The sequence below is a fragment of the Leisingera sp. ANG1 genome (assembly GCF_000203975.2).
In the GTDB taxonomy this organism is placed as follows: domain Bacteria; phylum Pseudomonadota; class Alphaproteobacteria; order Rhodobacterales; family Rhodobacteraceae; genus Leisingera.
Genome location: NZ_AFCF02000008.1, coordinates 355,073 through 379,323, shown reverse-complemented (window position 1 = coordinate 379,323; position 24,251 = coordinate 355,073). Strand labels below are relative to the sequence as shown.

22 protein-coding genes and 1 riboswitch are annotated in these 24,251 nt (G+C 65.7%); of the genes, 2 read left to right on the top strand and 20 right to left on the bottom strand.

All coding sequences use genetic code 11. From position 1 onward, the window contains the following. The 4 genes from cobG to GC1_RS14480 form a co-directional block, all read right to left on the bottom strand. Positions 1-1,164 carry a precorrin-3B synthase gene (cobG, locus tag GC1_RS14495; RefSeq protein ID WP_019298448.1) on the bottom strand — a complete coding sequence of 388 codons (1,164 nt, stop codon included), beginning with the start codon at positions 1,162-1,164 and terminating at the stop codon, positions 1-3. After that, the gene (gene cobN / locus GC1_RS14490; RefSeq protein WP_019298449.1) at positions 1,161-4,406 is read right to left on the bottom strand and encodes a cobaltochelatase subunit CobN; all 3,246 of its coding nucleotides are present in this window, start codon (positions 4,404-4,406) and stop codon (positions 1,161-1,163) included. The genes cobG and cobN overlap by 4 nt, the downstream gene beginning before the upstream one ends. A 143-nt stretch (positions 4,407-4,549) precedes the next feature. Beyond that, the gene (gene cobW / locus GC1_RS14485; RefSeq protein WP_019298450.1) at positions 4,550-5,584 is read right to left on the bottom strand and encodes a cobalamin biosynthesis protein CobW; all 1,035 of its coding nucleotides are present in this window, start codon (positions 5,582-5,584) and stop codon (positions 4,550-4,552) included. Between the two features lie 2 nt (positions 5,585-5,586). Next, positions 5,587-5,997 carry a DUF1636 family protein gene (locus GC1_RS14480; protein WP_019298451.1) on the bottom strand — a complete coding sequence of 137 codons (411 nt, stop codon included), beginning with the start codon at positions 5,995-5,997 and terminating at the stop codon, positions 5,587-5,589. A gap of 97 nt (positions 5,998-6,094) precedes the next feature. Beyond that, positions 6,095-6,304, bottom strand: a riboswitch (cobalamin riboswitch). Positions 6,305-6,355: 51 nt separating this feature from the next. Between GC1_RS14480 and cobO the strand changes: the two genes are divergently transcribed. Further along, complete coding sequence (gene cobO / locus GC1_RS14475; protein WP_019298452.1) at positions 6,356-6,991, top strand: cob(I)yrinic acid a,c-diamide adenosyltransferase; 636 nt, start codon at positions 6,356-6,358, stop codon at positions 6,989-6,991. Between the two features lie 108 nt (positions 6,992-7,099). On the opposite strand, the gene glpD is transcribed toward cobO, so the two are convergent. From glpD to GC1_RS14410, 15 genes are all read right to left on the bottom strand, one after another. After that, positions 7,100-8,677 carry a glycerol-3-phosphate dehydrogenase gene (gene glpD / locus GC1_RS14470; protein ID WP_019297503.1) on the bottom strand — a complete coding sequence of 526 codons (1,578 nt, stop codon included), beginning with the start codon at positions 8,675-8,677 and terminating at the stop codon, positions 7,100-7,102. Then, complete coding sequence (locus GC1_RS14465; protein WP_019297504.1) at positions 8,670-9,455, bottom strand: DeoR/GlpR family DNA-binding transcription regulator; 786 nt, start codon at positions 9,453-9,455, stop codon at positions 8,670-8,672. The genes glpD and GC1_RS14465 overlap by 8 nt, the downstream gene beginning before the upstream one ends. A 138-nt stretch (positions 9,456-9,593) precedes the next feature. Continuing rightward, positions 9,594-10,673, bottom strand: a complete 1,080-nt coding sequence (locus GC1_RS14460; RefSeq protein WP_019297505.1) for a DUF1513 domain-containing protein — start codon at positions 10,671-10,673, stop codon at positions 9,594-9,596. A 15-nt stretch (positions 10,674-10,688) separates the two neighbouring features. Further along, positions 10,689-11,684, bottom strand: coding sequence for an imelysin family protein (locus GC1_RS14455; protein ID WP_019297506.1), 996 nt, complete (start codon positions 11,682-11,684; stop codon positions 10,689-10,691). Further along, positions 11,684-13,213, bottom strand: a complete 1,530-nt coding sequence (locus GC1_RS14450) for a di-heme oxidoreductase family protein (protein ID WP_019297507.1) — start codon at positions 13,211-13,213, stop codon at positions 11,684-11,686. Before GC1_RS14450 ends, GC1_RS14455 begins: the two co-directional genes overlap by 1 nt. Then, a complete protein-coding gene (gene bfr / locus GC1_RS14445; protein WP_019297508.1) occupies positions 13,203-13,691 on the bottom strand; it encodes a bacterioferritin in 489 nt (162 codons plus the stop codon). The genes GC1_RS14450 and bfr overlap by 11 nt, the downstream gene beginning before the upstream one ends. Next, on the bottom strand, positions 13,639-13,932 hold the full coding sequence (locus tag GC1_RS22215; RefSeq protein ID WP_082008958.1) for a (2Fe-2S)-binding protein: 294 nt from the start codon (positions 13,930-13,932) through the stop codon (positions 13,639-13,641). The genes bfr and GC1_RS22215 overlap by 53 nt, the downstream gene beginning before the upstream one ends. 193 nt (positions 13,933-14,125) lie before the next feature. After that, positions 14,126-15,394: an imelysin family protein gene (locus GC1_RS14440; protein ID WP_019297509.1), complete on the bottom strand. Its 1,269-nt coding sequence runs from the start codon at positions 15,392-15,394 to the stop codon at positions 14,126-14,128. Positions 15,395-15,422: 28 nt separating this feature from the next. Continuing rightward, positions 15,423-15,899 (bottom strand): hypothetical protein, encoded by a 477-nt coding sequence (locus tag GC1_RS14435; RefSeq protein ID WP_019297510.1) that lies wholly within the window; start codon positions 15,897-15,899, stop codon positions 15,423-15,425. Continuing rightward, the gene (hemP, locus tag GC1_RS22210; protein WP_019297511.1) at positions 15,896-16,066 is read right to left on the bottom strand and encodes a hemin uptake protein HemP; all 171 of its coding nucleotides are present in this window, start codon (positions 16,064-16,066) and stop codon (positions 15,896-15,898) included. Before hemP ends, GC1_RS14435 begins: the two co-directional genes overlap by 4 nt. Positions 16,067-16,434: 368 nt before the next feature. Beyond that, positions 16,435-18,153: a methionine--tRNA ligase gene (gene metG, locus GC1_RS14430; protein ID WP_029204949.1), complete on the bottom strand. Its 1,719-nt coding sequence runs from the start codon at positions 18,151-18,153 to the stop codon at positions 16,435-16,437. Positions 18,154-18,411: 258 nt separating this feature from the next. Then, the gene (locus GC1_RS14425; RefSeq protein ID WP_019297513.1) at positions 18,412-19,638 is read right to left on the bottom strand and encodes an MFS transporter; all 1,227 of its coding nucleotides are present in this window, start codon (positions 19,636-19,638) and stop codon (positions 18,412-18,414) included. A gap of 103 nt (positions 19,639-19,741) precedes the next feature. Continuing rightward, a complete protein-coding gene (locus GC1_RS14420) occupies positions 19,742-20,347 on the bottom strand; it encodes a YceI family protein (RefSeq protein WP_237754604.1) in 606 nt (201 codons plus the stop codon). Between the two features lie 192 nt (positions 20,348-20,539). Continuing rightward, a complete protein-coding gene (locus tag GC1_RS14415) occupies positions 20,540-21,298 on the bottom strand; it encodes an ImuA family protein (protein ID WP_237754603.1) in 759 nt (252 codons plus the stop codon). Positions 21,299-21,392: 94 nt separating this feature from the next. Continuing rightward, positions 21,393-21,794, bottom strand: coding sequence for a rhodanese-like domain-containing protein (locus tag GC1_RS14410; RefSeq protein WP_019294924.1), 402 nt, complete (start codon positions 21,792-21,794; stop codon positions 21,393-21,395). A 122-nt stretch (positions 21,795-21,916) separates the two neighbouring features. On the opposite strand from GC1_RS14410, the gene GC1_RS14405 reads away from it, so the two are divergent. After that, a complete protein-coding gene (locus GC1_RS14405) occupies positions 21,917-22,960 on the top strand; it encodes an aldo/keto reductase (protein WP_019294925.1) in 1,044 nt (347 codons plus the stop codon). Between the two features lie 216 nt (positions 22,961-23,176). Here the strand turns inward: GC1_RS14405 and GC1_RS14400 are convergent, their stop codons facing one another. After that, positions 23,177-24,160: a GlxA family transcriptional regulator gene (locus GC1_RS14400; protein WP_019294926.1), complete on the bottom strand. Its 984-nt coding sequence runs from the start codon at positions 24,158-24,160 to the stop codon at positions 23,177-23,179. Positions 24,161-24,251 lie beyond the last annotated feature (91 nt).

Sequence of the window (24,251 nt, the reverse complement as noted above, 5' to 3'; positions counted from 1 at the left end):
TCAGCTGCCCTCTTTCAGAAGTTCGGGAGCGGCGCGCAACGCGTCGGCGCTCAGGCGGGTCTTTAGCGGCTGATCCGCGGCAGTGCCATTGCGGATCAGGGAGAATTCGTTTTCGCCGGTTGCGGTCAGTGTCAGCGGTGCGGTGCCCGGGCAGGCACAGCCTTTGGTGCAGCCGGAAATATGAAGTTTGGTCCCCGAGGGAACGTGCGGCGCTAGGTCACGGGCCAGATCACGGGTTGCAGACAGCGCCTGCAGGCAGCCGGGCGCCCCGGTGCAAGCGACGACTTGCAGGCGCGGATCCGTTGCATCCAGGATCAGGCCGGGCAGGGGCGGCAGGCTTTCCGCGCCTTCCACCAGAAGCGCGCGCCAGGGGGTGAGGCGGATATCGCCGTGGCCTGCCAACTGTGCCAGCGTTGCGGCGGGCATCTGGCCGAATTCCAGCGCCGCGAGAGTTCCTGCGGACACAGTGCCCGGCTTTGCGATGAAAGCGGTTCTTGCCACCGGTGCGGCATGTGCCGCTGGCGGCCCGCGGCGCGCAATGAGACGGTGCATCCGGCCGCGTCCCTCGGGCGCGCCGCCCTGTTTCAGGAACCAGCGGGCCAGGGCGAGAGCTTCGGGGACAGCGGATTCACGTGTGACGGGCAGGCCGATTTCAGCGCCGTCAGCGCGCAGGATCAGGGTGCTGTCAGAGCGTTCGATGCGGATATCGGCAGCGGTGTCTTGCAGGACGGGTTCCGAGCCGCAGTCGACGGCAAAGCCGAACTTGCCGGGCAGTTTAAGGTCTGTTGCCGCGGTCAGCGCGGCGCTGAGCGCTGCTGCGATGGCGTGGGTGTCGTCGCCCGCCGTCCAGAACGGCGCGAGCAGGACATTGCGGCGGGCTTCGGCGCTTGCGTCCGGGTCGATGAAGCCGAGATCGCGTAGGGCGCCGATCAGCTCCTCATGTGCCTCTTCGCGGATGCCGCGCATCTGCAAGTTGGCGCGGGCAGAGATATCCAGTAGGCCGTTACCAAACTCTTCAGAAAGCCTTGCCACACCGCGCGCTTGGGCAGCGGTCAGTTTACCCATTGGCGCGCGCACCCGCACCACCAGCCCGTCGCCGGACATCATTGGCCGCAGGGCGCCGGGGCACCAGCCGTAGACCTTGGGGGCGGCAGCGGCACTCATGCGGCGCCCTCCAGCTCTGCCATGATCGAGTTGCGCCGTGTGCTCCAGAGGCCTGCATCAAACAGGGCGCGGAAGCGGTCACGCATGGCGGCGAGCGCTTCGGGGTTTTCGTGCTCCATGAACGCCACCAGATCGTCGCGGCCCAGGGTGGCCTCGAAGTAGAGGTCGAACAGATGCGGCTGCACCACCTGGGCCAGATGCGCGAAGGCAGCCATGTGATCGAGCGTCGCGGCGATTTCCGCCGCGCCGCGGAAGCCGTGACTCATCATTGAGGTGGCCCAGTCCGGATTGGCGGCGCGGGCGCGGGTGACGCGGGCGATTTCTTCGCCCAGGGAACGTGCCTGCGGCTTGTCGGGCCGTGTGGCGTCGAGGTGGTAGAGCGCCGGTGTTGCTTGGCCGATGCGCGCCATTGCGGCGGCAAAGCCGGCCTCATGCGCGGCGTAGTCAGACGCGACCAGCAGGTCGGTTTCCGGCAGGTCCTGCAGGTGCACAAAGCTGTCGGCGCCCTGCAGGCGGGTTTCCAGCGCTTCGCGGGCGTCGGTGATTGCGCCCTTGGCGTCGATCGCATGGGAGGAGGCATTCAGCCAGGCCTCGCCCGCCGCCTGGCGCGCTGCATCGGTGTAGTCATCCAGATGCGGGTTCATCGACAGGCCGTACTGGCCCGGTTTGGGGCCGAAGACGCGCGGGGTCTCAGTGAGATAGGGATTGTCGGCCTGGGTTTCCTCGCGGCCCGCTAGTGCAGCAGCGGCACTTTCGAACATCTGGGCGAGGCCCGGGAAGACGTCGCGGAACAGACCGGAGACGCGCAAGGTCACGTCGATCCTAGGGCGGTTCAGCATCGACAGCGGCAGCACCTCGAAGCCGGAAACGCGCTCGGAGCCTTCGTCCCACTTGGGCGCGAGGCCCGCAAGGTGCAGCGCCATAGCGAACTCCTCACCCGCGGTGCGCATGGTGGCGGAGCCCCAGAGGTCGATCACCAGCCCCTTGGGCCAGTCGCCGTGGTCCTGAAGGTGGCGGCGCAGCAGTTCTTCCGCCAGTTTGACCCCTTGCGCATGCGCCGCCCGCGACGGCACCGCCCGCGGGTCGGTTGTGAAGAGGTTGCGCCCGGTCGGGATCACATCGGCGCGGCCGCGGAACGGCGAGCCGGAAGGGCCGGGGGTGACGATTTTCCCATCCAGCGCGGCGATCAGCCCGGCGCGTTCCTCTGCCCCGCATTGGCCAGTGCCGAAGATGTGCAGCCCTTCGCCATACTGGCTTTCCTTGATGTCGCAGACAAAGGCGTCGATGCGGGTGATGGCCTCAGCCGGTGACGTATCCGGCGTCAGGCCAAGGTCGGCTTCGACGCCGGTGCCTTGCGCCTCTGCCCGGATGTCATCGATCAGCCGGTCGCGGCGGGCCGGGTCCAGGCCGTCTGCGGTGGAGTATTCATCCAGCAGGCTTTCGAGCCGCGCCATGCCCTCGGGCAGGTTGGTCTGCGCCAGCGGCGGCGGCAAGTGGCCGATGGTCACGGCGCCGATGCGGCGTTTGGCCTGGGCGGCCTCGCCCGGGTCGTTGACGATGAACGGGTAGGCGACGGGCAGCGGGCCGGTCAGCACCTCGGGCCAGCAGGCGCCGGAGAGGGCGACTGCCTTGCCCGGCAGCCATTCCAGGGTGCCGTGGGCGCCGATGTGCACGAGGGCGTCGGTTTGGTCGCGCAGCCACAGGTAAAAGGCGACATAGGCATGGCGCGGGGTGCGGTCGAGGTCGTGGTAATCATCGACGCGAGTTTTCACTTCGCCGCGTTCGGGCTGCAGGGCGATCAGGGCGTTACCTGCCCGCAAGGCCTTGAAGTGAAAGGCGCCGTCGCGGCAATCGGCGTCTTCTTCCGGGCTGCCCCAAGCCTCAGTCAGGGTGTTTTGCAGGTCTTGCGGCAGCGTGGAGAGGGCCTGGCGGTAGTCCTCCAGCGGGACGCTGAGTGTTTCCTCCATCAGCCGCAGACCGGTGTTTTCCAGCGCTTCGACGGCGTAGCCCTGGGCCGCCAGTTCGCGCAGGATCTCGTCGCAGGAGGCCAGCGCGTCGAGGCCGACGGCATGGGCGAGGTTGTGGTCGCGGCTCGGGTAGGTGGAGAGGATCAGAGCCAGGCGCTTGTCCGCATTCGGCAGTTTGGCGAGGCGCAGCCAGCCTTCCACGCGGTCCACGGCAGATTTGATGCGGTCTGCATCAGCCCGGTGGGCGAAGCGGGAATATTGCAGGTCCGGGTCTTTCTTGCCCGGCGACTTGAAGCTGACGACGCCGGCAAAGATGCGTCCGTCGACCTCGGGCAGCACCACGTGCATGGCGAGGTCAGCGGGGGAAAGGCCGCGGTCTGCCTCGGCCCAGTCTTTCTTGCGTGCGGTGGAGAGGGCGACCTGGAACACCGGGCAGCCGGTGGCGGAGAGCGGCGAGGCGCTGCCGTCGGTGCCTTGGGCGGAAAACGCAGTGGCGTTGATGATGGCTGCCGGGCTCAGCGAGGGCAGTTTTTCGCGCAGCCAGTCCGCGGCAGTGGGCGCCTTGAGGCTGGCGGCAAAGGCGCCATAGGCCGCATAGCCGCGGGCGCGGAGCTCCTCGATCATGGCATCCACCGGGGCGGTGTCGGCAGCGGTGAGGTAGGAACGGTAGAAGCTCACCAGCACCAGCGGTTTGTCCTGCGGCGGCAGGTCCGCAAGCACGCCTTTAGCTGGGTCGTAGAAGCCGTGTTCGGGTGTGGTCTTGAGGCCCAGAACCGGGCCTGCGTAGAGACCGGCCGCCAGCGAAAGCTGTGCAAGCGCCGCCTGAGCAGCGACGGCGCCGCCGGCGTCGCACAGGGATTGCAGGCGGCGCAGGGTGGAGACTGGCAGGGTGGACAGCTCATCCAGCCGCGCATCCTCGCGGCCGTCTGCTGCCAGGATTGCCAGCGCGAAGCCCTTGCGCCGGGCAAGGTCCTGCAGGGTGGCGAGACCGTAGGACCAGTAGCTTTCGCCGCCAATCAGGCGGACGAGGACGCCCTTGGCGCCTTCCAGCGTCTGTTCCGCGTAGACGTCGACCGACAACGGGTGCTTGAGCGCCACCAGGTTGGCGAGGCGCAAGCTGGGCAGTTTGCCGTCCGCGCGGTGCCAGCCCGCCGCAAAGGCGCCGAGGTCGCTGTCGGAGAAGGACAGCACCACAAGGTCCGCGGGCGTCTGCCCGAGGTCTTGCGGGGTGTCGGTCTCGTCAAGGCCGTGGCTTTCGCGGAAGACGACGTGCATGGGTCAGGCCCTTTCGGAAAGAAGAGCAGAGGGCAGTGCCCGGCCTCGGGAGGAAGCGAAGCGCCCTCCCGTGTGGGAGGTCGGGCGCTGCCCGGCGTTACCGCCGGGCGAAACGTTTGAAGTTTCGCCTTGGGGCATCAGCTTCAGGCCCCCAGCTCGGCGCGGATGGCCTGTTCGTCGATGTCGTCATGCTCGGCGATGACCACCAGGGCGGTCTTGCGCGGCTGCGCACCCCAGGGCTGATCATACTGGGCGCGCAGGCGCTCGCCCACGGCCTGAACCAGCATCCGCATCGGTTTTCCCTCCACCGCGACATAGCCTTTGACGCGCAGGATATTGCGCTCGCGGGCGAGTTTCACGATAGCATTCTGCAGCGCTTCGGGGTCGGAGACTTCGCCCATTTCGACAACGATGCTTTCAAAATCGTCATGCTCGTGGTCGTGGTGGCCGTCGTGGTGGCTGGGGCGGGCCTCCAGATCGTCCTCGGCAGCGGCATTCAGGCCCAGGATGATGCGCGGGTCGATGACGCCTTCGCTCATCGGCAGGATCGGCAGCTTGCGCGGCGCTTCGGCCTCGATCACCGCGCGGGCCTTCTCGACGCCTGCGTCGCCGGCCAGGTCGGCCTTGGACAGAAGCACGATGTCGGCGCAGGAGATCTGGTCCTCGAACACCTCAGACAGCGGGGTTTCGTGGTCGATGCTGTCGTCCGCCTCGCGCTGGGCCTGCACGGCGTCCAGGTCAGGGGCGAACTGGCCCTTTGCAACGGCCTCGGCATCGGCCAGCGCAATCACGCCGTCCACGGTGATGCGCGAGCGGATGGCGGGCCAGTCGAAGGCCTTGAGCAGCGGCTTGGGCAGCGCCAGACCGGAGGTCTCGATCACGATGTGATCGGGCTTTTCCGGCAGGTCCATCAGTTGTTCGATGGTGGGGATGAAGTCATCCGCCACGGTGCAGCAGATGCAGCCGTTGGCCAGCTCCATGATGTTCTCCGCCGGGCAATTTTCATCGGCGCAGGATTTCAGGATGTCGCCATCCACACCGGCGGTGCCGAATTCATTGACCACAACCGCCAGGCGCTTGCCCTGCGGGTTCTGCATCAGGTGGCGGATCAGCGTGGTCTTGCCCGCACCGAGGAAGCCGGTGATGACGGTGACGGGGATCTTGTTGAGGTCGCTCATGATTACTCCTCGGAGAAGAACTTGGCCGGCGGGATGCGGGCAACAGATTGCTTGCGGAAGGTCTGCGGGCGCTCGCGCCATGGAACGACGCCATCGGTAGTGGCGGCATAGGCTGCGGCGCCTTCCAGAATTTCAGGGACATGCTGGTCCGGGTCGAGGTCGCCGTAGACATAGGTCCAGCGTTCTTCGCCGCCGACCAAGGCCACGGCGCAGCCGCGCTTGCAGGAGGACAGGCATTCGACGCCGCGCAGGCGAACGCCTTCGGGCATTCCGGCTTCTTCCAGGGCTGCGTGCAGGATGGCGCCGGGGCGGGCGGCCTCCGGGTCGGCGCCCTCGCGGCGGCAGGTGAGGCAAACGGTCAGCGTGACCGGTCCCTGGGTGCTGGCAGTCTTGCCTGCCATATCGTCAGCCATCAGCGCGTCTCCTGTCGCGGCAGGGCGTGCGGGATGGCCAGAAAGGAGCTGTATCGTGCCAGCCCCTCACCCGGTCGCAGAACACCCCGTCTGCCCGTTGATCTCTCTCTAGCTGGCAGGTCTCCCGGCTTGCGGATGCCAAGGCGCTCAGGCCTTGCCGGCCATCCTGCCTTCCCGGGACGTATTCCCAGTGGCATGGCGGCCTCATCCGGTCACGGTCGCGGGGGCGGCTGTGCTTGAGCCTTGGCAAGGCCTTCACATTCCCTCTTCGCCTGTTTTCACAGGAACCAGCTGAACCCCCTTGCGCTATGGCGGGCTTCTTTGTCAAGACATGGGGTCAAACAGCTGGAGAGCCCCCATGAGCGAAAAGTCCGAAACCGGCATTTCAGAAGAAGAAGCCGCCCGTCACGCGTCCAAAATGGCCAAGAAGAAGGCGGCGCGCGACCGGATGATGAAGACCAAGGAGGGCGAGAAGGGCCTGATCATCGTTCACACCGGGCCGGGCAAGGGCAAATCTTCCTCGGGCTTTGGTATGATCATGCGCTGCATTGCGCATGGGATGCCGTCTGCGGTGGTGCAGTTTATCAAGGGCGCCTGGCAGACCGGCGAGCGCACCCTGATCGAGGAGAACTTCAGCGATCTCTGCCAGTTCTATGCGATGGGCGAGGGCTTTACCTGGGAAACCCAGGACAAGGCGCGCGACATTGCCGCCGCGCAGAAGGGCTGGGAGAAGGCCAAGGAGATGATCCTGGACGAGCGCATTACCATGGTGCTCTTGGATGAGATCAACATCGCGCTGCGCTATGAGTACCTGGATCTGGAGGAGGTGCTGGAGTTCCTGGTCGAGCAGAAGCCGCCGATGACCCATGTGGTGCTGACCGGCCGCAACGCTAAGGAAGAGCTGATCGAGATCGCCGATCTGGTGACCGAGATGGGCCAGATCAAACACCCGTTCCGCGCCGGCGTGAAGGCGCAGAAGGGCGTAGAGTTTTAAGACCCTTTCAGAATGTCCTGCCCGGCGGCACGCCGGGCAGCGCCCGTCCCGCCCCCACGGGGCGGGCGCTTCGCTTCCACCCCGCCGGGCCGGGCGCCGCCCTTTGAGTTATGCCGCCAACTGCGCCGCTTTGCCTTGAATATAGGCATCCACCGCGGCGCGCTGGGCTTCATCCAGCCGCAGTCCCAGCTTGGTGCGCCGCCACAGGTAGTCGTCTCCGGTCCGTACCCATTCGCGGGCAATTGCCCAGTCCAGTTCCCGCGCGGTGATCGTCGCCCCGAAGTCCTGCCCCATATCAGCGGCGGATTTGGCCTCGCCCAGAACCGCCCAGGCCTCGGTGCCATAGGCGCGGATCAGGCGGCGGGTCCAATAGGGCGTCAGGAACGGGTAATCCGCCGCCAGTTTGGTGCGCAGCTTTTCCACATCCGCCACCGCGAAATCGCCGCCGGGCAGGGCCACGCCTGCGGTCCAGTCCGCGGGCAGTTGCGGGAACACTTTGCCGATCTTGGCTAGCGCCGCCTCCGCCAGTTTGCGGTAGGTAGTGATTTTGCCGCCGAAGACATTCAAGAGGGGCGCCTGTGCCTGATCCAGTGTCAGCACATATTCGCGGGTCGCCGCGGTGGCAGAGCTGGCGCCGTCGTCATAAAGCGGGCGCACGCCGGAATAGGTCCAGACAATATCCTCGCGCTTGAGCGGCTGATTGAAATATCCTGATGCAAAATCAATCAGATAGTCCTGCTCCTCTGTGGTGTATTCCGGCGCGGTGTCCGGATCGGAGTGGTCGCTGTCCGTTGTGCCGATGAGGGTGAAGTCTTCCTCATAGGGAATGGCAAAGATGATCCGCCCGTCGGTTCCCTGGAAGAAGTAGCAGCGCCCGTGGTCAAACAGCTTCGGCACCACGATATGGCTGCCGCGCACCAGGCGGATGTTCTCGCGGCTGTTCTGGCCCAGCTTCTGATGCAGCACATCGGCGACCCAGGGCCCGCCCGCGTTGATCAGCATTTTCGCGCGGCGCTGATGGGTTTCGCCGCTGGCCTGATCCTGCAGGGTGATCACCCAGTGGTCCGCATGGCGTTCAGCGGCCAGCACCTTGGTCCGGGTCAGGATCTCGGCGCCGCGGGCCTGGGCGTCGCGGGCGTTCAGGACGACCAGGCGGGCGTCCTCGATCCAGCAGTCGGAATATTCAAAGGCGGTCTTGAACTTGTCCCTGAGCGGTCTGCCCGCCGGGTCGGCCTCCAGATCCAGCTTCGCGGTGCCGGGCAGGATGCCGCGCTTGCCAAGCGAGTCGTAGAGGAACAGCCCCAGCCGGATCAGCCAGGCCGGGCGGCGGCCCTTCATCCAGGGCATGAAAGTGGTGAGCAGCTTGGACGTCGGCGTCTCGCTGTCGAACCGCATGTCCTTGTGGAACGGCAGCACGAACCGCATCGGCCAGGAGATATGCGGCATCGCTTTCAACAGCACTTCGCGCTCGATCAGCGCCTCGCGTACCAGGCGGAACTCGAAATATTCGAGGTACCGCAAACCGCCGTGGAACAGCTTGGTTGAGGCAGAGGAGGTGGCCGAGGCCAGGTCGTTCATCTCTGCCAGCGTCACCGACAAGCCGCGGCCGGCGGCGTCGCGGGCGATGCCGCAGCCGTTGATGCCGCCGCCGATGATGAAAAGGTCTGTTACAGGCGTGTCAGTCATTTTCGCTGCTTTCGTTTTGTCCTGCGGTCAGGATGCGGGTGCCGGAGGCCTGCGCGGCCTCGGCAAATTCTGCGGGAACCGGGCGGTCGGTGATCACCACGTCGAGATCGGAGAGGTCGCAGATCCGCACCGGGGCGGAGCGGTCGAACTTGCTGCCGTCGCAGACCAGCACCTTCTGCCGTGCGTTTTTCAGGATTGCGCGGGCGACAGATACCTCGCGGGCATCGTGATCCATCACCGCGCCGTCGGCATCCAAAGCTGAGGCGCCGATAACCGCGAAATCCACCTTGTAGCGGGAGAAAAAGTCCACAGCATCTTGGCCCACGATGGCACCGTCACTTTGCCGCACGGTGCCGCCGGCCAGGATCAGCTCTTTGGCCTGACCACCCATCATCATGTTGATAATGTTTATATTGTTGGACATGACCGTCAGGCCGCTGTGGCCGGACAGGGCGCGGGCCACCTGTTCTGTGGAGGTGCCGATGTTGAGCGAAAGCGAGCAGTTGTCGGGGATCAGCTCTGCCGCCAGGGCGGCCATCGCCAGCTTGTTGCCGGCGTTCAGCTTGCGCCGGTCCTCGTACCCTTGGCTGGCGGCGGAGCTGACGCGGACGGCACCGCCGTGCACGCGGGACAGCGCGCCGCGCGCCGACAGGTCGCGCAGATCGGCGCGCACGGTCTGCAAGGACACGCCAAAGCGTTGCGAGAGATCCTCAACCTCGACCCGGTCCTGACGGTTCAGCAGAGAGATGATTTCGGTCTGACGGCTTGCGGCATCCATTTGCTTTCCTTTCGCTGCGATTCTGTAGCGTATCACGCGCGAAGAGTCATCATCCGTTTTCGTATTACTTTCGGAGGATTTGAAAACGAAAAGGCGCGCCGTGGCGGGCGCGCCTGTGAAGCACCGGGAAACTTTGCTTCAGATCAGCGGGATCAGGTGGTTGTCCCAGGCCAATTCCGCGTGGTGCACCTCATCCCGGCCGCTATCCGAAACCGCATAGAACTGGCCAGTGCCGGTGCTGGCCGTAAAGCCTTCGGCGGAGGCGGCCAGACCGCAGACATCTGCCATTCTGTGTTCTGCCAGCAGCGCGCCGCTCACTGTGTCCATCACTTGCAGCACCCCGCCCCGCGGTGAGGTGACGCCGATCCGGCTGCCGTCGGCGCAGAAGGCGATGGAGCCGCCGTAGCCCCGCATGTTCAGCACCCGCGCGTCGTCCTCCGCCAGCAGTCGCGGCACGCCGCCGGGGGTGTGCAGGCCGGCAGTGGGGACTTGTTCACCCAGATCGCCCTGCCATTGCATGGCGAAACCAACGGTGCCGTCCGCCCGCACTGACAGATGGCGGATTGAATTGAGACGCAGCTCTGGCGGCAGTTCCATCTGTTCCTGCACTTCGCCGTCCAGGCTCAGGCAGCTGAGGTTGGGGCGCATGTCAGGCAGGTTCAGCTTGGCGCGGCCGCTGTCGGGGTGGGTCTCGATGCCACCGTTTGCCACCACCAGCCCGGGCGCATCGCGGCGCAAAGCCATGTCATGCGGGCCAATGCCGCCGGAGGAGAACGCGGCAATGCGGCGGTAGCCATCCGCAGCATCCCAGGCACCGATCACGCCGCGGGCGTTCTCATAGTCGTTTTCCGTGGTGAACAGGCTGCTGCCGTCCGGCGAAAACACCCCATGGCCGTAGAAATGATGCCCGGCGGGCGGTTCCAGCCGGGCCAGCGCAGCACCGGTTCGGCAGTCGATCACATCGGCAAAGCGGCCCGGGCGGCGGGCGAAGGCAACGGCTTCCGGCCGCACGGGATGCGCGGCAGCTGCATGGCCGCGGTCCGGCAGTGGGTGGCGGAACAGGATCTGTCCTGTCCCGGTAAGGCCCGCCAGCAGGAAGGCGCCGCTGGCGTCCTTGCCCGCCGACAGGAAGGTGGGGCTGCCGGCGCTGGCCCAGCTGGCCTGCGGTGCGAGGGTGGCGGCCATCAGGCCTGCCAGAAATCCGCGGCGGGAGGTCATGCGGGGTCCTTTCCGTCAGTCGCCGTCGAGCGCGTTGAATCCTGCCGCCACGCCGAGAGAGGGGCCAAGGCGTTCTGAAACAATCGCGCGGAGGTCTTTCACTTGCTGGCGCAGCGCCTCGATCCGGATGCGGGCGGTTGGGTCGGCAACTCCGGCAAAGACCGGATCATCCAGCGCTTCGGCGCGGCTGCGGACCTTGCCGAAACCCTTTGCGAGGTCCGCCTTCAACCCGGCCTCATCCCGTGCCAGAGCCAGCGCCAGCGGCTCCATCGCGTTCAGCGACACCAGAACATGGCGCAGGCTGCGCCCGGAGCGGCGGGCCTCGGCGCGGTTGGGGCGGGGCTTGTCAAAGCTGCCCAGCGGGCGGCCCAGCCGCATGTCGTCCAGCACCTGCAAACCGGTTGTCAGCGCCTTCAGCAGCTCCTGGGTGATTTCATCCTCGCTGCGGTAGCGGCTGGCCGGTGCGCGCATTTCGCCTGCGTAGTTTTCTGCCCAGTCTCGGCTGATGGCCTGCGCAGTGGCGGCAATGTCCGTGCTGATGGCGCGGGTCAGGGTACAGCGGTAGTCCGCGCTGCCGGCGGTGGAGAGGTCCGGGTCATACAGGAGGTATTCCAGCGCATAGAAACCGCGGGCGGCGATGGAATAGCTGGAAAATGCGGCGGGGTCGGTGATGCCGGGGTCCTCGCTGCGGATCAGACCGGCCAGCGCTTTGGGCGTCTTACTGCGGCTGTCGGGCCAGTAGGCCTGCGCAAAGGCGCGGCTGTCCGTTTCCGTCGGCCCAAAACGGTAGTGGCTGGCGGCGATCCAGGCGTCGAAGGCCTCACTGTAGGCCGCGCGCAGGGCTTCGGATTGCGGGTTGCAGTCGGCCTTGGCTGCGTCCGCCAGCGCTGCCGTGTCCATTGCCAGCTCCTCAAACGCCGGGAGGATCAGCTGATCGGTGATGCTGCTGGACAAGTCGGAGGCCGCAGCGGGAGCGGCAGCCAGGGTCAGGGCAATGGCAAGGACGCGCATCAGAGGCTCTCCAGGAAAGAAATCAGGGCGGCGCGGTCCTGCGGCGGCAGCTCCACAACGCGGGTCTTCGCGGCTTCCGCCTCGCCGCCATGCCACAGGACGGCCTCCAGCAAGGTGCGGGCGCGGCCGTCGTGCAGGTAAGTGGCACGGGGTGACACCTGCTGCGTCAGACCAACGCCCCAGAGCGGCGCGGTGCGCCATTCACGGCCTGTGGCGCGGGCTTCGGGGCGGTTGTCGGCCAGGCCTTCACCCATGTCGTGCAGCAAGAGGTCGGAGTACGGCCAAATCAGCTGAAAGCTCTGCTCGGGCCGGTCTTCCAGCCGGTGGGTCACGTATTTCGGCACATGGCAGGAGGCGCAGCCGCTGTTGTAGAATACCTGCTTGCCGCGCAGCACTTGCGGGTCATCGGAGTTGCGGCGGGCGGGCACGCCCAGGTTGCGGCTGTAGAAAGTGACCAGATCCATATTGGGCTGGTCAATCTCGGTTTCACGGGAATCACCGCCGCCGTGCGGGGCGGATTGGCATGCGGTCTGCCGCTCCGTGCATTCCCCCGCGTGGGCCGGGAACAGCGGGGTGGAGATGCCGATGTCACCGGAAAACGCGCCTGCGGATTGCTCATGAACGGTTGGCGAGCCGGCCTTCAGCCCGAAGCGGCCCAGCATGATCTGGCGGAACTCCCGCGACCAGACCAGATTGGCGCGGCCGGAGATGCCGTCGCCATCCGCATCATTTTCATCCGCGTGGGCGAGGATGTCGGTGGCAGGGATCGCCTCCAATAGGCCGAGCCCAATCATTGGCGGCGCTACGCGGGGCGACAGCATGGCGCCCTCCGCAAGCGGGCCATAGCCGAGGCTTGCGGCGGTGTAGCTGGGACGCCGTAGGGTGGTGGTCTCACCGCCGGACAGCGCGACCTCAAATTCCTCATACTCCACCCGCAGCCTGTATTCCGGCGCGACGCCGGGGGCGGAAAAATCCTGCAGCTGGCGGCCATACTGCGGGTCCGGGGCGGTGCCGATGTAGTCCGTAATCTCCTGCAGCTCCGGCGGCACAGGGCCTGGGATGGAGACTCGCAGGAACATCGAAGTGGAGGCATAATCCGGCTGCTCCGGCACATGGCCGCGCCCGTCCTTCAGGTGGCAGCGCTGGCAGGACCGCGCGTTATAAAGCGGCCCGAGCCCGTCAGACGCCTTGGTGGAGGCGGGCGAGAACACCCAGATCTTCTTGAATAGCCCGTTGCCGAGCTTGAATTCCAGCTCCTGTTCAAAGCTGAGGTTGGCGGAATGCTGGGAAAACGCCTCATCATCCGAACGGGCGCCCACCGTGGCTGCACCTGCGGGCAGGTCCTCGAACGGCTCAGACGCCGAAAAATCCGTGGCGGGCGCAACTGCAGCGGCAATCCGGGCGCGTTCGGCATCGGTGCGGGGAAGGGGGGAGAGGTGCGGCTCTGCCTGGTACCGGCTGGCCAGGTCCAGCGCCGCAAGGGGCGTGGCCGCCGCAAGTGCGGCAGCCAGCGTGAAATTAGTCTTCAACCTCTGCCATCTTGGTGGCGTTGAGCTGGGCATAGTTTTCGGCACCGATCCGGTCGTGCAGTTCAAGCTGCGTTTCGAGGAAATCGATATGGCCTTCTTCGTCCGCCATCAGCTCTTCAAACAGCTTCTGGGATACATAGTCGCCTGCGGTGTTGCAGGCGTCGCGGGCTTCCTTGTAGAGCGCACGGGCGTCCACTTCGGCGGCAAGGTCGCATTCGAGGGTTTCTTTGGGCGTCTGGCCGATCCGCAGCGGGTCAAGCTTTTGCAGGTTCGGGTGGCCGCCCAGGAACAATATCCTTTCAATCAATTTGTCCGCGTGCTGCATCTCTTCGATGCTTTCCTCGCGGCTTTTCTTGGCCATGCTGCCCAGGCCCCAATCGTCCTGCAGCCGGTAATGCAGCCAGTACTGGCTGACCGCCGTCAGCTCATGCCGCAGAGCCTTGTTCAGATAGTCGATAACCTTGGCGTCGCCCTTCATTATTCTTCTCCCGAATTGATCCAGCGCGTAAATTCGCAAGCTGCGCAGGTACTTCCAGCTTACTGCTCGCACGCATGGTGTCGAGGAAAAGGGGCATGCAACCGCCGCAATCGGCGGATTTTCCCAGCGCGTGATAGATTTTTCCGGGGGTGATAATCGTTTCAGGGTCGGCGCTTCGCATCCAGTCGATGGCGGCGCGGATGTCGTGATCCGAGATCTGTGTGCAGTGGCAAACGATCATGCTGCTCGCGTCCTTGCCCGTGGCGCAAAAGGCCAAGTGATTCCGTTGGGAAAATATATCTGATAAAATTACTGGGGATTCAAGGGTTATCCAGAGTGAAACACTAGGGAATTGGCGGGTGTTTGCTGGCTGCGCATGAAGGGCCGCGGAAAATGCGGCCCTTCACGGGGGTGCTTCTGTGGCTTGAAAGCGATCAGTTGAAGACGGCGGCGGGGTTGTCCAGGCTGTCGGAGCCTTCGATGGCAACACCGTCCAGTTTGAGGGTGGAAACCACACGCTCAATGGAGCGGGTCTGGTCGATCAGCCCGTTGACGCCGCCCATCACCAGCGCTTCGCCGGCCGCATTGCCCTGCGCCAGCATCTGGTCATAGGAGAGGCCTGCCTCAGCTGCGGTCTTGATGCGGCCGAGCGCCAGCATGGTGGTGGACAGCTTGCCGCGCATCTCAGCGTCCAGATCCGCGTCCTTGGCGGTCACCAGATCAGACAGGGAGGGGCCGGACACCAGTTCGCCGTTCACCCGCACGTATTCACCCAGATAGACGTTCTGCACGCCCAGCCCGTCATAGTAGTGGCTGTTGTGGGTGTTGTCGGAGAAGCAGTCGTGCTCTTCCTCCGGGTCGTTCAGCATCAGGCCCAGGCGCATCCGCTCGCCCGCCTGCTCGCCATAAGACAGCGAGCCCATGCCGGTCAGCATTGCGGTAATGCCTGCGTCCTCATCCGCCAGCAGCGCGGTGCGGGCCTCGCCGGCCTCGCTCCATTGTGCGGTGATCCACTCAAGGTCGGAGATCAGCAGGTCGGTGGCGGCCTGCAGGTATTCGCCGCGGCGGTCGCAATTGCCGCCGGTGCAGGTGTCGCCCGTGGCATAGTCGGTCCAGGGCCGGTCGCCTGCGCCGTGTTCTGTCCCCTTCAGGTCCTGGCCCCAAAGCAGGAATTCGATGGCGTGGTAGCCGGTGGCCACGTTTGCCTCGACCCCGTCGGCTTCATGCAGGGCACCTTCCAGCAGGCCCGGGGTGATTTTGGTGGCGTCGATGGCCTGGCCCGACAGCTCGAAGCTGGGGTTGGCGATCACATTCAGCGCCGCTAGGGTGTTTTCGTCAGTTGGGCCGCCGTAGGAAGCGTCGACATAGTCGATCAGCCCTTCGTCCAGCGGCCAGGCGTTCACTTTGCCTTCCCAGTCGTCGACAATGGCATTGCCGAACCGGAACACTTCGGACTGCTGATAGGGCACGCGCGCCGCGATCCAGGCGGCGCGGGCGGTTTCCAGGTTCTCAGCCGACGGTTGCGCCACCAGCGCCTCAACGGCGGCCTTCAGCACCTGCGCTGTTGCCAGGCTGTCCTGGTATTTCGCCTCGGCGATGTTGGCGTAGTTGGTCAGCACCGCGGCTTTGTCAGCAGCAAGGGCAGCGGTGGTGCCAAGGGTGAGACCGGCGAGGGCAGTGCCCGCGAGAAAGACAGATTTCATCAGCTAAGTCCTTGGGTTTGTTCTGTGTTCAATGAAGGGTGGCAGAGGCGGGGCGGTCCGTCTGCACAGGCAGCTGCAGCCCCATGATCTGCTGCATCAGCAGCCCGCAGTCAGAGGCAAGTTTCGCCAGTTCCGGCGCCTTACGCGGTGTGACGATCAGCGAGGCGAGAACATGGGCGTCGTCCTTCTGGCCCTCCGCGGCTGAGGCGAGCAGGTTGGCAAAGCAGTTTTCATCAGCGCCCAGGCAGTTGCAGGTCATGCCGTGGCGCACCAGCGGGCGGCGGCCATGGGCGGCGCAGAAATTGCACAAGTAACCAAAGGCCTCAAAGGCGGATTCCGCCATTTCCGGGCCGAAGTTCACCTCAAAATCACGGCGCATCTGCGCGCGGGTTTCGGAACCGGAGAACCAGTGGCGCAGATAGATCACCGCACCGGCCTCCAGCGGCGGCAGTTCCGACAGGGTGCCGACGGTCACACCGCCGCGGGGATGGGAGGCGGCGCTCATTTGGTCAGGATCAGCTTGCCTGCGCGGGTGATGCGCAGCGAATAGATCTGGCCGTTCAACAGGATACGGGCCTGGGTGCCGCCGCGGGTCAGGTCCTCGGCGTGATAGGTCGGGAACACCTCGGCGGTGGCCTCAGTGGGGACAGGTTTGGAAGTAATCTGGTTCATGACGTGCGCCCATCGCTGAATTCCGCCCTGTCCAGAAGCCATTCCAGACAAAAGCCAGACAATGCACGAGAGGGAGCAAAGACCTGCGGCCACAACTGGCGCATGTCCTCGGACTCCGGTTCCTTGATATCAGGGCCGCTAGGGCGGCGCGCACTGGTCGGCATGGGGGCGATCTCGGTTGATTGAATGTCACTCGGGCTCGCCCGATCCGAGTCAGGCTGGCTGGAATGCCGTATACCTGATTTATTTACTCACCTATGTCAATCCGAGTTTTTTAGTCGGAAATAAATTCTGCGCAGTGGCAATGGGATGGCAAACAAAAAAGGCCGCCCACGGGGCGGCCTTCGTGTCAGTCAATGTCCGGTGCGTCAGGCACGAGTGCCGGAGAAACGCTCCTGCCATTCCTCGCTCTGCTCGTCGGTGATCTTGGCAAACAGCACTTCCGGCACGGTGAAGCCATGGCCTGCGGGCAGGGCGGAAAGCGCCACCGCCACGTCTTCCGGCCAGCTGCGGTCGTCCGAGTTCAGCGCTGCCATCAGCGTGTCCGAGGCGTGCGGGATGAACGGTGCCGACAGCACCGCATAAAGCCGGATCAGATTGAGGCCCAGACGCACCTGCGCGGCGGCGCGTTCGGGGTCTTCCTTGAACACCGACCAGGGGGCGGCGGATTGCAGGTATTCATTGCCGGCAACCCAGATCGCGCGCAGCTCCTGCGCCGATTTACGCACTTCCATCGCTTCCATGTGGCCTTCATAGGCGCGGATGCGGGTGCTCAGCTCGTCGATCAGCGCCTGCTCCTGCGCGCCGTATTCGCCGCCTTCCGGGACTTCCTCACCGAACTTGGAGCGGCAGAACTTGGTGATGCGGCTGACGAAGTTGCCCAGAACGTCCGCCAGATCCTTGTTCACCGACTGCTGGAAGTTCTCCCAGGTGAATTCGGAGTCGGAGCTTTCGGGTGCATGGCTCAGCAGCCACCAGCGCCAGTAGTCGGCGGGCAGGATCTCCAGCGCCTGATCCATGAACACGCCGCGGCCCTGCGAGGTGGAGAACTGGCCGCCATCATAGTTCAGGTAGTTGAAGCTCTTCAGGTGATCGACCATCTTCCACGGCTCGCCCGAGCCCAGAATGGTGGCCGGGAACGACAGGGTGTGGAAGGGCACGTTGTCCTTGCCCATGAACTGGACGTATTTGACGTCCTCGGCGCCCTTGTCGGTGCGCCACCAGCGCTGCCAGTCGGCGTCTGCAAGCCCATGCTTTTCGGCCCATTCACCAGCAGCGGCAATATATTCGATCGGCGCATCGAACCAGACATAGAAGACCTTGCCCTCCATGCCCGGCCAGTCGGCGCCGCCCTTCTTGACCGGCACACCCCAGTCCAGATCGCGGGTGATGCCGCGGTCCTGCAGGCCGTCGCCGTCATGCAGCCACTTCTTGGCGATGGAGGTGGTCAGGACCGGCCAGTCCTTCTTGGTATCGATCCAGGCATCCAGCTGATCGCGCATCGCCGACTGGCGCAGGAACAGGTGCTTGGTCTCACGCACTTCCAGGTCTGTGGAGCCGGAGATCGCGGAGCGCGGGTTGATCAGGTCGGTGGGGTCCAGCTGCTTGGTGCATTCCTCGCACTGGTCGCCGCGCGCCTTCTCGTAGCCGCAGTTGGGGCAAGTGCCCTCGATATAGCGGTCGGGCAGGAAGCGGCCATCGGCATTGGAGTAGACCTGCTTTTCACTGACTTCGGAGATCAGCCCGGCGTCCGCCAGCTTGCCTGCAAAATGCTGGGTCAGCGCATGGTTCTGCGGGCTGGAGGAGCGGCCGTAATGGTCGAAGGACAGGCCGAAGCGCTGCGCGATATCCGTCTGCACTTCGTGCATTTCGGCGCAGTAGTCCGCAACCGGCTTACCTGCCTTGGCGGCAGCCAGTTCTGCCGGCGTTCCGTGTTCGTCGGTGGCGCAGAGGAACATCACCTCATTCCCGCGGCCCCGGTTGTAACGGGCGTAAAGATCTGCCGGCAACTGGCTGCCCACCAGGTTGCCCAGATGCTTGATCCCGTTGATGTAGGGAAGCGCCGAAGTGATCAGAATACGTGCCATGCCATCCATCCAGGTAATGCGTCAAAGGCCCGTCTAGCGCATGGCGCGGGCGGCGGAAACCCCTGCTGTGCGACGGGCCGGGCGCAGCGGCAGGGCGGGCGGGCAATTTCTCCGCCCTCTGCGGGCCAGGCAATGTGCACGCCACTGCCGCCGCTGCAGTTCTTGGCTTTGAAAGCTGTTCGTAAACAAACCTTTAAAGGGTCAATGGTTCTGTCCGAATGTTTCGCGCGCGAAACATTCGGACAGTAAAGCTGACCTTTATTCACGCCCCTCGCGCGAGCGTTTCAGCAGGCGCCCGATGGTGAAAGATGTCCGCGGCGCATAGACATAATTGGTGCGCTCTGCGGGGCTGGCGCGGACTTTCATCCGGCTGAGGCCAAAAGCGATCAGAGCCACGTGGCCGCAGGCGACATAGGCAAACAGGGCCGCCGGGCCGAAGCTGTCGATCAGCGCGGAGGACACATAGGGCGAGGCGATGGCGCCAAGCGCGTACCAGAACATCAGCGCCGCCGACAGCTCAACCCGTTCGGCGGAGGTTGCAAAGTCGTTGGCGTGGGCGGCGGAGACCGAGAAGATCGGGAAGGTGGTGAAGCCGAAGAAGCCGGCTGCCAGCATCACACCCAGGGTGCCTGTGCCGCTGGCAGCCATGGTAATGCCGCAGCTGAGGATGGCGATGCTGGACAGCCAGATCAGCACCCAGCGGCGGTCGTATTTGTCGGCGAGCCAGCCCATTGGATACTGCGCCAGCGCGCCGCCCAGGACGAAAGAGGCAAGGAAGAAGGCGATCTGGCCGATCTCCAGCCCAACCTCCTGGCCATAGACCGGGCCGACCATCCGGAAGGAGGCGGAGCTGAGCGCCGACACGATCACGCCGGCCACCGCCAGCGGCGAGCAGCGCCATGCCAGCTTGGGCCGCAGCCGTGGAGCGTCGGGGGTTTCCGGCTGGCTGGCCTTGGTCAGCGTGAGCGGCAGCAGGGCCGCACAGCACACCACAGCCAGCAGATTATAGGAGATGTAAACCGCAGGCGGCAGCACCGCGATGATCAGCTGCGCCGCCAGCGAGGCGCTCATGTCGGCAATCCGATAGGTGCCCATGGCCCGGCCGCGGTTTTCATTGGTGACTTTGGCGTTCAGCCAGGCCTCAATCACTGTATAGGCTCCGGCCACGCAGAGGCCGGAGGCGATCCGCATCACCGCCCAGGCATAGGGATTTTCGGTCAGCGTGTGGCCCAAAAGGCCCATCGCCCCAAGCGCGGTGCAGACTGCAAAGGCGCGGGAATGGCCGACATTGCCCATCAGCCGCGGCGCCCACCAGCAGCCAATGAAGAAGCCGAAGAAATGGGCCGAGCCGAGGAGGCCGATTTGTTCCTTGGTGAAGTTGAGCGTCAGGCCCGAGATGGCATCGAGCGGGCCGACGCCTCCGGTGGACAGCTGCAGCAGGATGACGGACAGGAACAGGGCGGCAAAGGAGACGATCAGGCGCATAACGCTGCGACCATGACAGGCTGGCGCTTCATTGCCAGCCGGTTTCCGCCAAAGCCATGTCGTATTTTTGCGCGGCGGTGCTTTTCCGCACCGGACGGCGGTTTCAGCCCGCGCGGCGGATGCGCGCCTTGATGGCGAGGCGGACGCGGTCGGCAACCAGATCCGCATAGCCGGTGGCGCCGAAAGCCGCGCGGCTGAGCTGGCCCGACAGCCGCACGTCCAGCTCCCGCAGATCATCCGGGGCGCTGCCGGGCCGGCGGTAAAGCGCTGCCTGCAGGGTGATTGGGCGGGTGGTTCCGCGCAGGGTGAGATCGCCCTTGATCACGGAGCCGCCCGACAGCCGCCCCTCTGGCCCCAGCCGGACGCGGGTGGAGCGGAAGCGGATATGCGGGTGGCGTGCGGTGTCGAGGATACCGGGGCCTTTCAGCGCCTCGGTGGCAAAGATCAGCCCGGTGCTGGCGCGGCGGGCGTCCAGGGTGATATCGGCCTGGCTGCGGGCCAGGTCTGCCGGATCAATCAGGATGCGGGCGGCGGCAACCGGAATGCGCCCGTGCTGCGGCTGGCCGCTGAGCAGGAAAGTGAACCGCACATCGGTGGCCTCTGGCACCAGCTGGTATGCCAGGGGCGCTGCACCCAGCCCCTGCGGTGCCAGCATCGCAGCGCTGAGGCAGGCAAGCAGTTTGCGCCGCTTCATTCCGTATGTGTCCAAGCCGGGTTTCCTTTGCAGGCCTTGAGCTGCAGGCAGAGTGTAGCCGGATCTGCCGGGGCGGGCTGCTCACTTTCGCGCGTGCCGTTGTGAGGCGCGGAACGGGGAGGCTCTCCCGCCAGGCAGCGGCTTTTGGCAAAGCCTTTGCCTGTTGGGCCCGGCACCGGGCAACGCCCGGTGCCGGGCCCAATGCCGCTAGGGCAGCGCTGGCACAGCCAGCGGTGACTGCGGTTGCGGGAGTGCTCCGGAGTGTGCGGAGCGGGTGGATTGCAGGCTGGCCGCGCCGGGCGGCAGCGGGGCGGCCTGCAGCGGGCCGCCTGCGCGGGCCCGGGTGATCTGCCAGCTGCGCGGCGGCAGGGTGCGGGCGCGCAGGCGCTGCAATGCCCAGCACATGCGGCTGCCCGCCGGGCCGCTGGCGGGGCAGGGCGCATGGGCCGGCAGGCCGTGGGCCGGGGCCAGGTGCCAGCGGCTTTCGATGCCCTGGGCGCCGCCCTGGCCCGGGGTCAGCAGCAGGCCCAGCGGGGCCGGGCCGAAGCGGCCGCCGGCCTCTGCCGCCAGATGCAGCCGCCGCACCGGGGTCATGGCGGGCGGCTCTGCCAGCTCTGCCACCACCAGCGGCGCGGCGCCGCCGCGCAGGGCGTCTTCCATTGCCCAGAGCAGATCCTCTGCCCGGGCGGTTTGCACGAACAGGAACCGGGAAGGGCTGGCATACTCCGCGATCCCGTCCGGGTTCAGCGGCCTCGCGGCCTGGGCCGGGTTCAGCGGCCTGCCGGCCTGGGGCTGGGACAGCCACAGCACAGGCCCCTGGGCCGCTGCTGCCAGCCACAGCGCAAAACTGTGGCGGGCGGGGCCGCAGGCCTCATGCACGCGGGCCAGGTCCAGCGCGATCCCCTCTGTCAGGGTCAGCGCCGGGCGGGGTTTGTGGCTGCGGCGGGAAAGCAGGTGAGTCGGCATGCCGCCAGATTAACGTGTTCCACTTTTGTTCTCAATCGTCCAAACGGCCAGTGCCGCCGGGTGCCGCGCCTTGAGCCTGGCTGCGCGGCGCGCCTCAGCCCTCGCGCGGGACCACCGGGCCGCCCTGCTTGGCCCATTCGGTGAAGCCGCCTTCCAGATGCACCACCGGTTTCAGCCCCATCTCCATCGCCGCCCTGGCGCTCAGGGCAGAGCGCCAGGCGCTGGCGCAGTAGAACACATAAGTTTTGTCCTGGTTGAACACCGGCTTGTGGTAGGGGCTGTCCGGATCGATCCAGAATTCCAGCATGCCGCGCGGGCAGGAGAACGCGCCGGGGATCATGCCGCTGCGCTGCAGTTCGCGAATGTCGCGCAGGTCGATGAAAACGTAATCCTCGTCCAGCACCTTCTGCTTGGCGTCTTCGACACTCATGGTCTCGACAAGGCTGTTGGCCTCCGCCAGCAGCGCCTTGACGCCCTTGGTGATCTGTTGCGGCATCTCATCTCCCTTCCTCGGTTTGCCCGCAGGCTGGCGGGTTTGCGCCGCGGGTGCAAGCCGCTTGCACTTGCCGTCCTGCCGGTTAGGGTCGCGGGCAGATCCGCAGCAGGGGAGCGCGCAAGATGAAAATGAACCCGTTGGGCCGCACCGGCATGAAGGTGTCCGAACTGTGCCTGGGCACGATGACATTCGGCACCCAGACGCCGGAAGACGAGGCGCACGCGCAGATTGATATGGCGCTGGCAAACGGTGTGAACTTTGTCGACACCGCCGAGATGTATCCGGTGAACCCGGTCAGCGCAGAGACATTGGGCAACAGCGAGCGCATCATCGGCAACTGGAACGAAAAGACCGGACGGCGCGGCGAATACATCCTGGCGACCAAGCACTCTGGCGAGGGGATGAAACATGTGCGCGGCGGGGCGCCGATTTCCTCCAAGACCATCGCGCCCACCGTGGAAGCCTCGCTGAAGCGGCTGAAGACCGATTATATCGACCTCTACCAGTTTCACTGGCCGAACCGGGGCAGCTACATGTTCCGGCAGAACTGGAGCTATGACCCCTCCGGCCAGAACCGCGGGGAGACTCTGGCCAATATGGAGGACTGCCTGGAAGCGCTGCAGCGTGAGGTGGACCGCGGCACCATCCGGGCCTTTGGCCTGTCCAATGAGAGCGCCTGGGGCACCGCACAGTGGCTGCGGCTGGCGGAGGAGAAAGGCTGGCCGCGGGTGGCCTCGATCCAGAACGAGTATTCGCTGGTCTGCCGGATGTATGACACCGACCTGGCAGAGCTAAGCGTGAATGAGGACGTGGGCCTGATGGCATTTTCGCCGCTGGGCACCGGATTGCTGACCGGGAAATACCAGGACGGGGCGGTACCGGAAGGCTCGCGCAAATCGATCAACCCGGAACTGGGCGGACGCCACAGCCCGCGGGTCTATGATGCGGTGGCGGCCTATCTGGAGATTGCGGGTCGCCACGGGCTGGATCCGGTGCATATGGCGCTGGCCTGGTGCCGGACGCGGCCCTTCATGGCCTCGGCGATCTTTGGTGCCACCCGTCTGGCGCAGCTGGAGCATCTGCTGCAATCGGTGGAGCTGGAATTGAGCCAGGACGTGCTGGAGGAGATCAACGCGGCGCACCGCATGCATCCGATGCCGTATTGATCCAAGGGGCGGAGATGCTCCCGCCCGGCCTGCGGGCATGGGCATGCCCTGGGCCGGTTGGGCCGGGCGCTGCTGGCGCAGCGCGGAAGGTTTTGCTGAGAGGCGTTCAGGGGCAGGTCTGCCCCTGAAGCGCGTTTGCAAGTGTGTTCAAGGATTGCGCGTCAAGGGTGTACGGTGCTGCGCACCGCCGCTGCGCGGCCCTTGACCCGCGTGGTGTTAGTGCGCCGTCGGGCGGGCCTGTTCCTGACGCAGGTCGCGGGCAGAGGTGCCATGCGCAGTGCGGAAGGCGCGGGCAAAGCTCGACTGCGAGGTGAAGCCGGTGGCCATCGCCACCTCCATCAGCGGCATCGCGGTGTCGGTCACCAGGCGGCGGGCCTCGGCCAGGCGCAGCTGCAGGTAGTGGTCCTGCGGCGTGGTGTTGAGCTTGAGCCGGAACTGCTGCTGCAGGCTGCGCGGGCTGGTGCCCAGGGTCTCGGCGATCTGGGCCAGCGGCAGCGGCTCATCCAGCGAAGCCTCCATCAGCGCGTTGGCCTTGGCGGTGAGCGCACTGTGGCCGCGGTTGCCCAGGCGGCTTTGCGGCCGCGGCAGGGCAGCGGGGCCGTCGAACAGGAACAGCCCGGCGACGCGGGAGGCAAAGCCTGCGCCATGGCGGGCGCTGATGATGTGCAGCATCATCTCGATCGCAGGGGTGGCGCCGCCGGAGGTCAGGCGGGCATCCGAGACGGTGAAGCGGTCGTTGCGGGCGTCCACCTCCGGGAACCGGGCGGAGAAATTTTCCATGTCTTCCCAGTGGGTTGTGGCGGGGTGGCCGTCCAGCAGCCCGGCTTCGGCCATCATCCAAGGGCCGCCGTCGATGCCCGCGATAGTGGCGCCGGTGGCGGCGATGCGGCGCAGGCCGGCCAGCAGGCTGGGGGTGGCATGGCGCGCCAGCTGGAAGCCCGCAACAATGATCAGCAGCTCGCAGCCCTGCAGCCGGGCCAGCGGGAAGCTGGGCACGGTGAGGCCGCTGGTCAGCATCGGCGGCTCTGCGGTGGCGCTGACGTAATCCCAGTCAAAGGCGGCCCGCCCGGCCAGCCGGTTGGCGGCGCGCATCGGGTCCACTGCAGCGGCAAAGGACAGCGTGTTGCATTCATCCAGAACCAGCACCGCTGTTTTGAGCGGCCGGTTCTCGGGCTGCAGGATGTTTTTTGCGGATTTCATCAACTTCGATTCGCCTGGTGTAAACTGTGCCGTAAAAGGCTGCGGCAGAGTCGCTGTCAGCGCAAATCGGAATCTGGGGAGGAGCCTGGGG

Excerpts from the sequence above, each read along its gene's own strand:
- cobG (WP_019298448.1), bottom strand. The coding sequence starts at position 1,164 with ATGAGTGCCGCTGCCGCCCCCAAGGTCTACGGCTGGTGCCCCGGCGCC.
- GC1_RS14400 (WP_019294926.1), bottom strand. The coding sequence starts at position 24,160 with ATGAAATCCGCAAAAAACATCCTGCAGCCCGAGAACCGGCCGCTCAAA.
- GC1_RS14480 (WP_019298451.1), bottom strand. The coding sequence starts at position 5,997 with ATGGCTGACGATATGGCAGGCAAGACTGCCAGCACCCAGGGACCGGTC.
- cobW (WP_019298450.1), bottom strand. The coding sequence starts at position 5,584 with ATGAGCGACCTCAACAAGATCCCCGTCACCGTCATCACCGGCTTCCTC.
- GC1_RS14415 (WP_237754603.1), bottom strand. The coding sequence starts at position 21,298 with ATGCCGACTCACCTGCTTTCCCGCCGCAGCCACAAACCCCGCCCGGCG.
- GC1_RS14455 (WP_019297506.1), bottom strand. The coding sequence starts at position 11,684 with ATGCGCGTCCTTGCCATTGCCCTGACCCTGGCTGCCGCTCCCGCTGCG.
- GC1_RS22215 (WP_082008958.1), bottom strand. The coding sequence starts at position 13,932 with ATGATCGTTTGCCACTGCACACAGATCTCGGATCACGACATCCGCGCC.
- GC1_RS14435 (WP_019297510.1), bottom strand. The coding sequence starts at position 15,899 with ATGAGCGCCGCCTCCCATCCCCGCGGCGGTGTGACCGTCGGCACCCTG.
- bfr (WP_019297508.1), bottom strand. The coding sequence starts at position 13,691 with ATGAAGGGCGACGCCAAGGTTATCGACTATCTGAACAAGGCTCTGCGG.
- GC1_RS14465 (WP_019297504.1), bottom strand. The coding sequence starts at position 9,455 with ATGGATGCCGCAAGCCGTCAGACCGAAATCATCTCTCTGCTGAACCGT.
- GC1_RS14425 (WP_019297513.1), bottom strand. The coding sequence starts at position 19,638 with ATGCGCCTGATCGTCTCCTTTGCCGCCCTGTTCCTGTCCGTCATCCTG.
- cobN (WP_019298449.1), bottom strand. The coding sequence starts at position 4,406 with ATGCACGTCGTCTTCCGCGAAAGCCACGGCCTTGACGAGACCGACACC.
- GC1_RS14405 (WP_019294925.1), top strand. The coding sequence starts at position 21,917 with ATGAAAATGAACCCGTTGGGCCGCACCGGCATGAAGGTGTCCGAACTG.
- hemP (WP_019297511.1), bottom strand. The coding sequence starts at position 16,066 with ATGAACCAGATTACTTCCAAACCTGTCCCCACTGAGGCCACCGCCGAG.
- glpD (WP_019297503.1), bottom strand. The coding sequence starts at position 8,677 with ATGACTGACACGCCTGTAACAGACCTTTTCATCATCGGCGGCGGCATC.
- GC1_RS14460 (WP_019297505.1), bottom strand. The coding sequence starts at position 10,673 with ATGACCTCCCGCCGCGGATTTCTGGCAGGCCTGATGGCCGCCACCCTC.
- GC1_RS14410 (WP_019294924.1), bottom strand. The coding sequence starts at position 21,794 with ATGCCGCAACAGATCACCAAGGGCGTCAAGGCGCTGCTGGCGGAGGCC.
- GC1_RS14440 (WP_019297509.1), bottom strand. The coding sequence starts at position 15,394 with ATGAAATCTGTCTTTCTCGCGGGCACTGCCCTCGCCGGTCTCACCCTT.
- cobO (WP_019298452.1), top strand. The coding sequence starts at position 6,356 with ATGAGCGAAAAGTCCGAAACCGGCATTTCAGAAGAAGAAGCCGCCCGT.
- metG (WP_029204949.1), bottom strand. The coding sequence starts at position 18,153 with ATGGCACGTATTCTGATCACTTCGGCGCTTCCCTACATCAACGGGATC.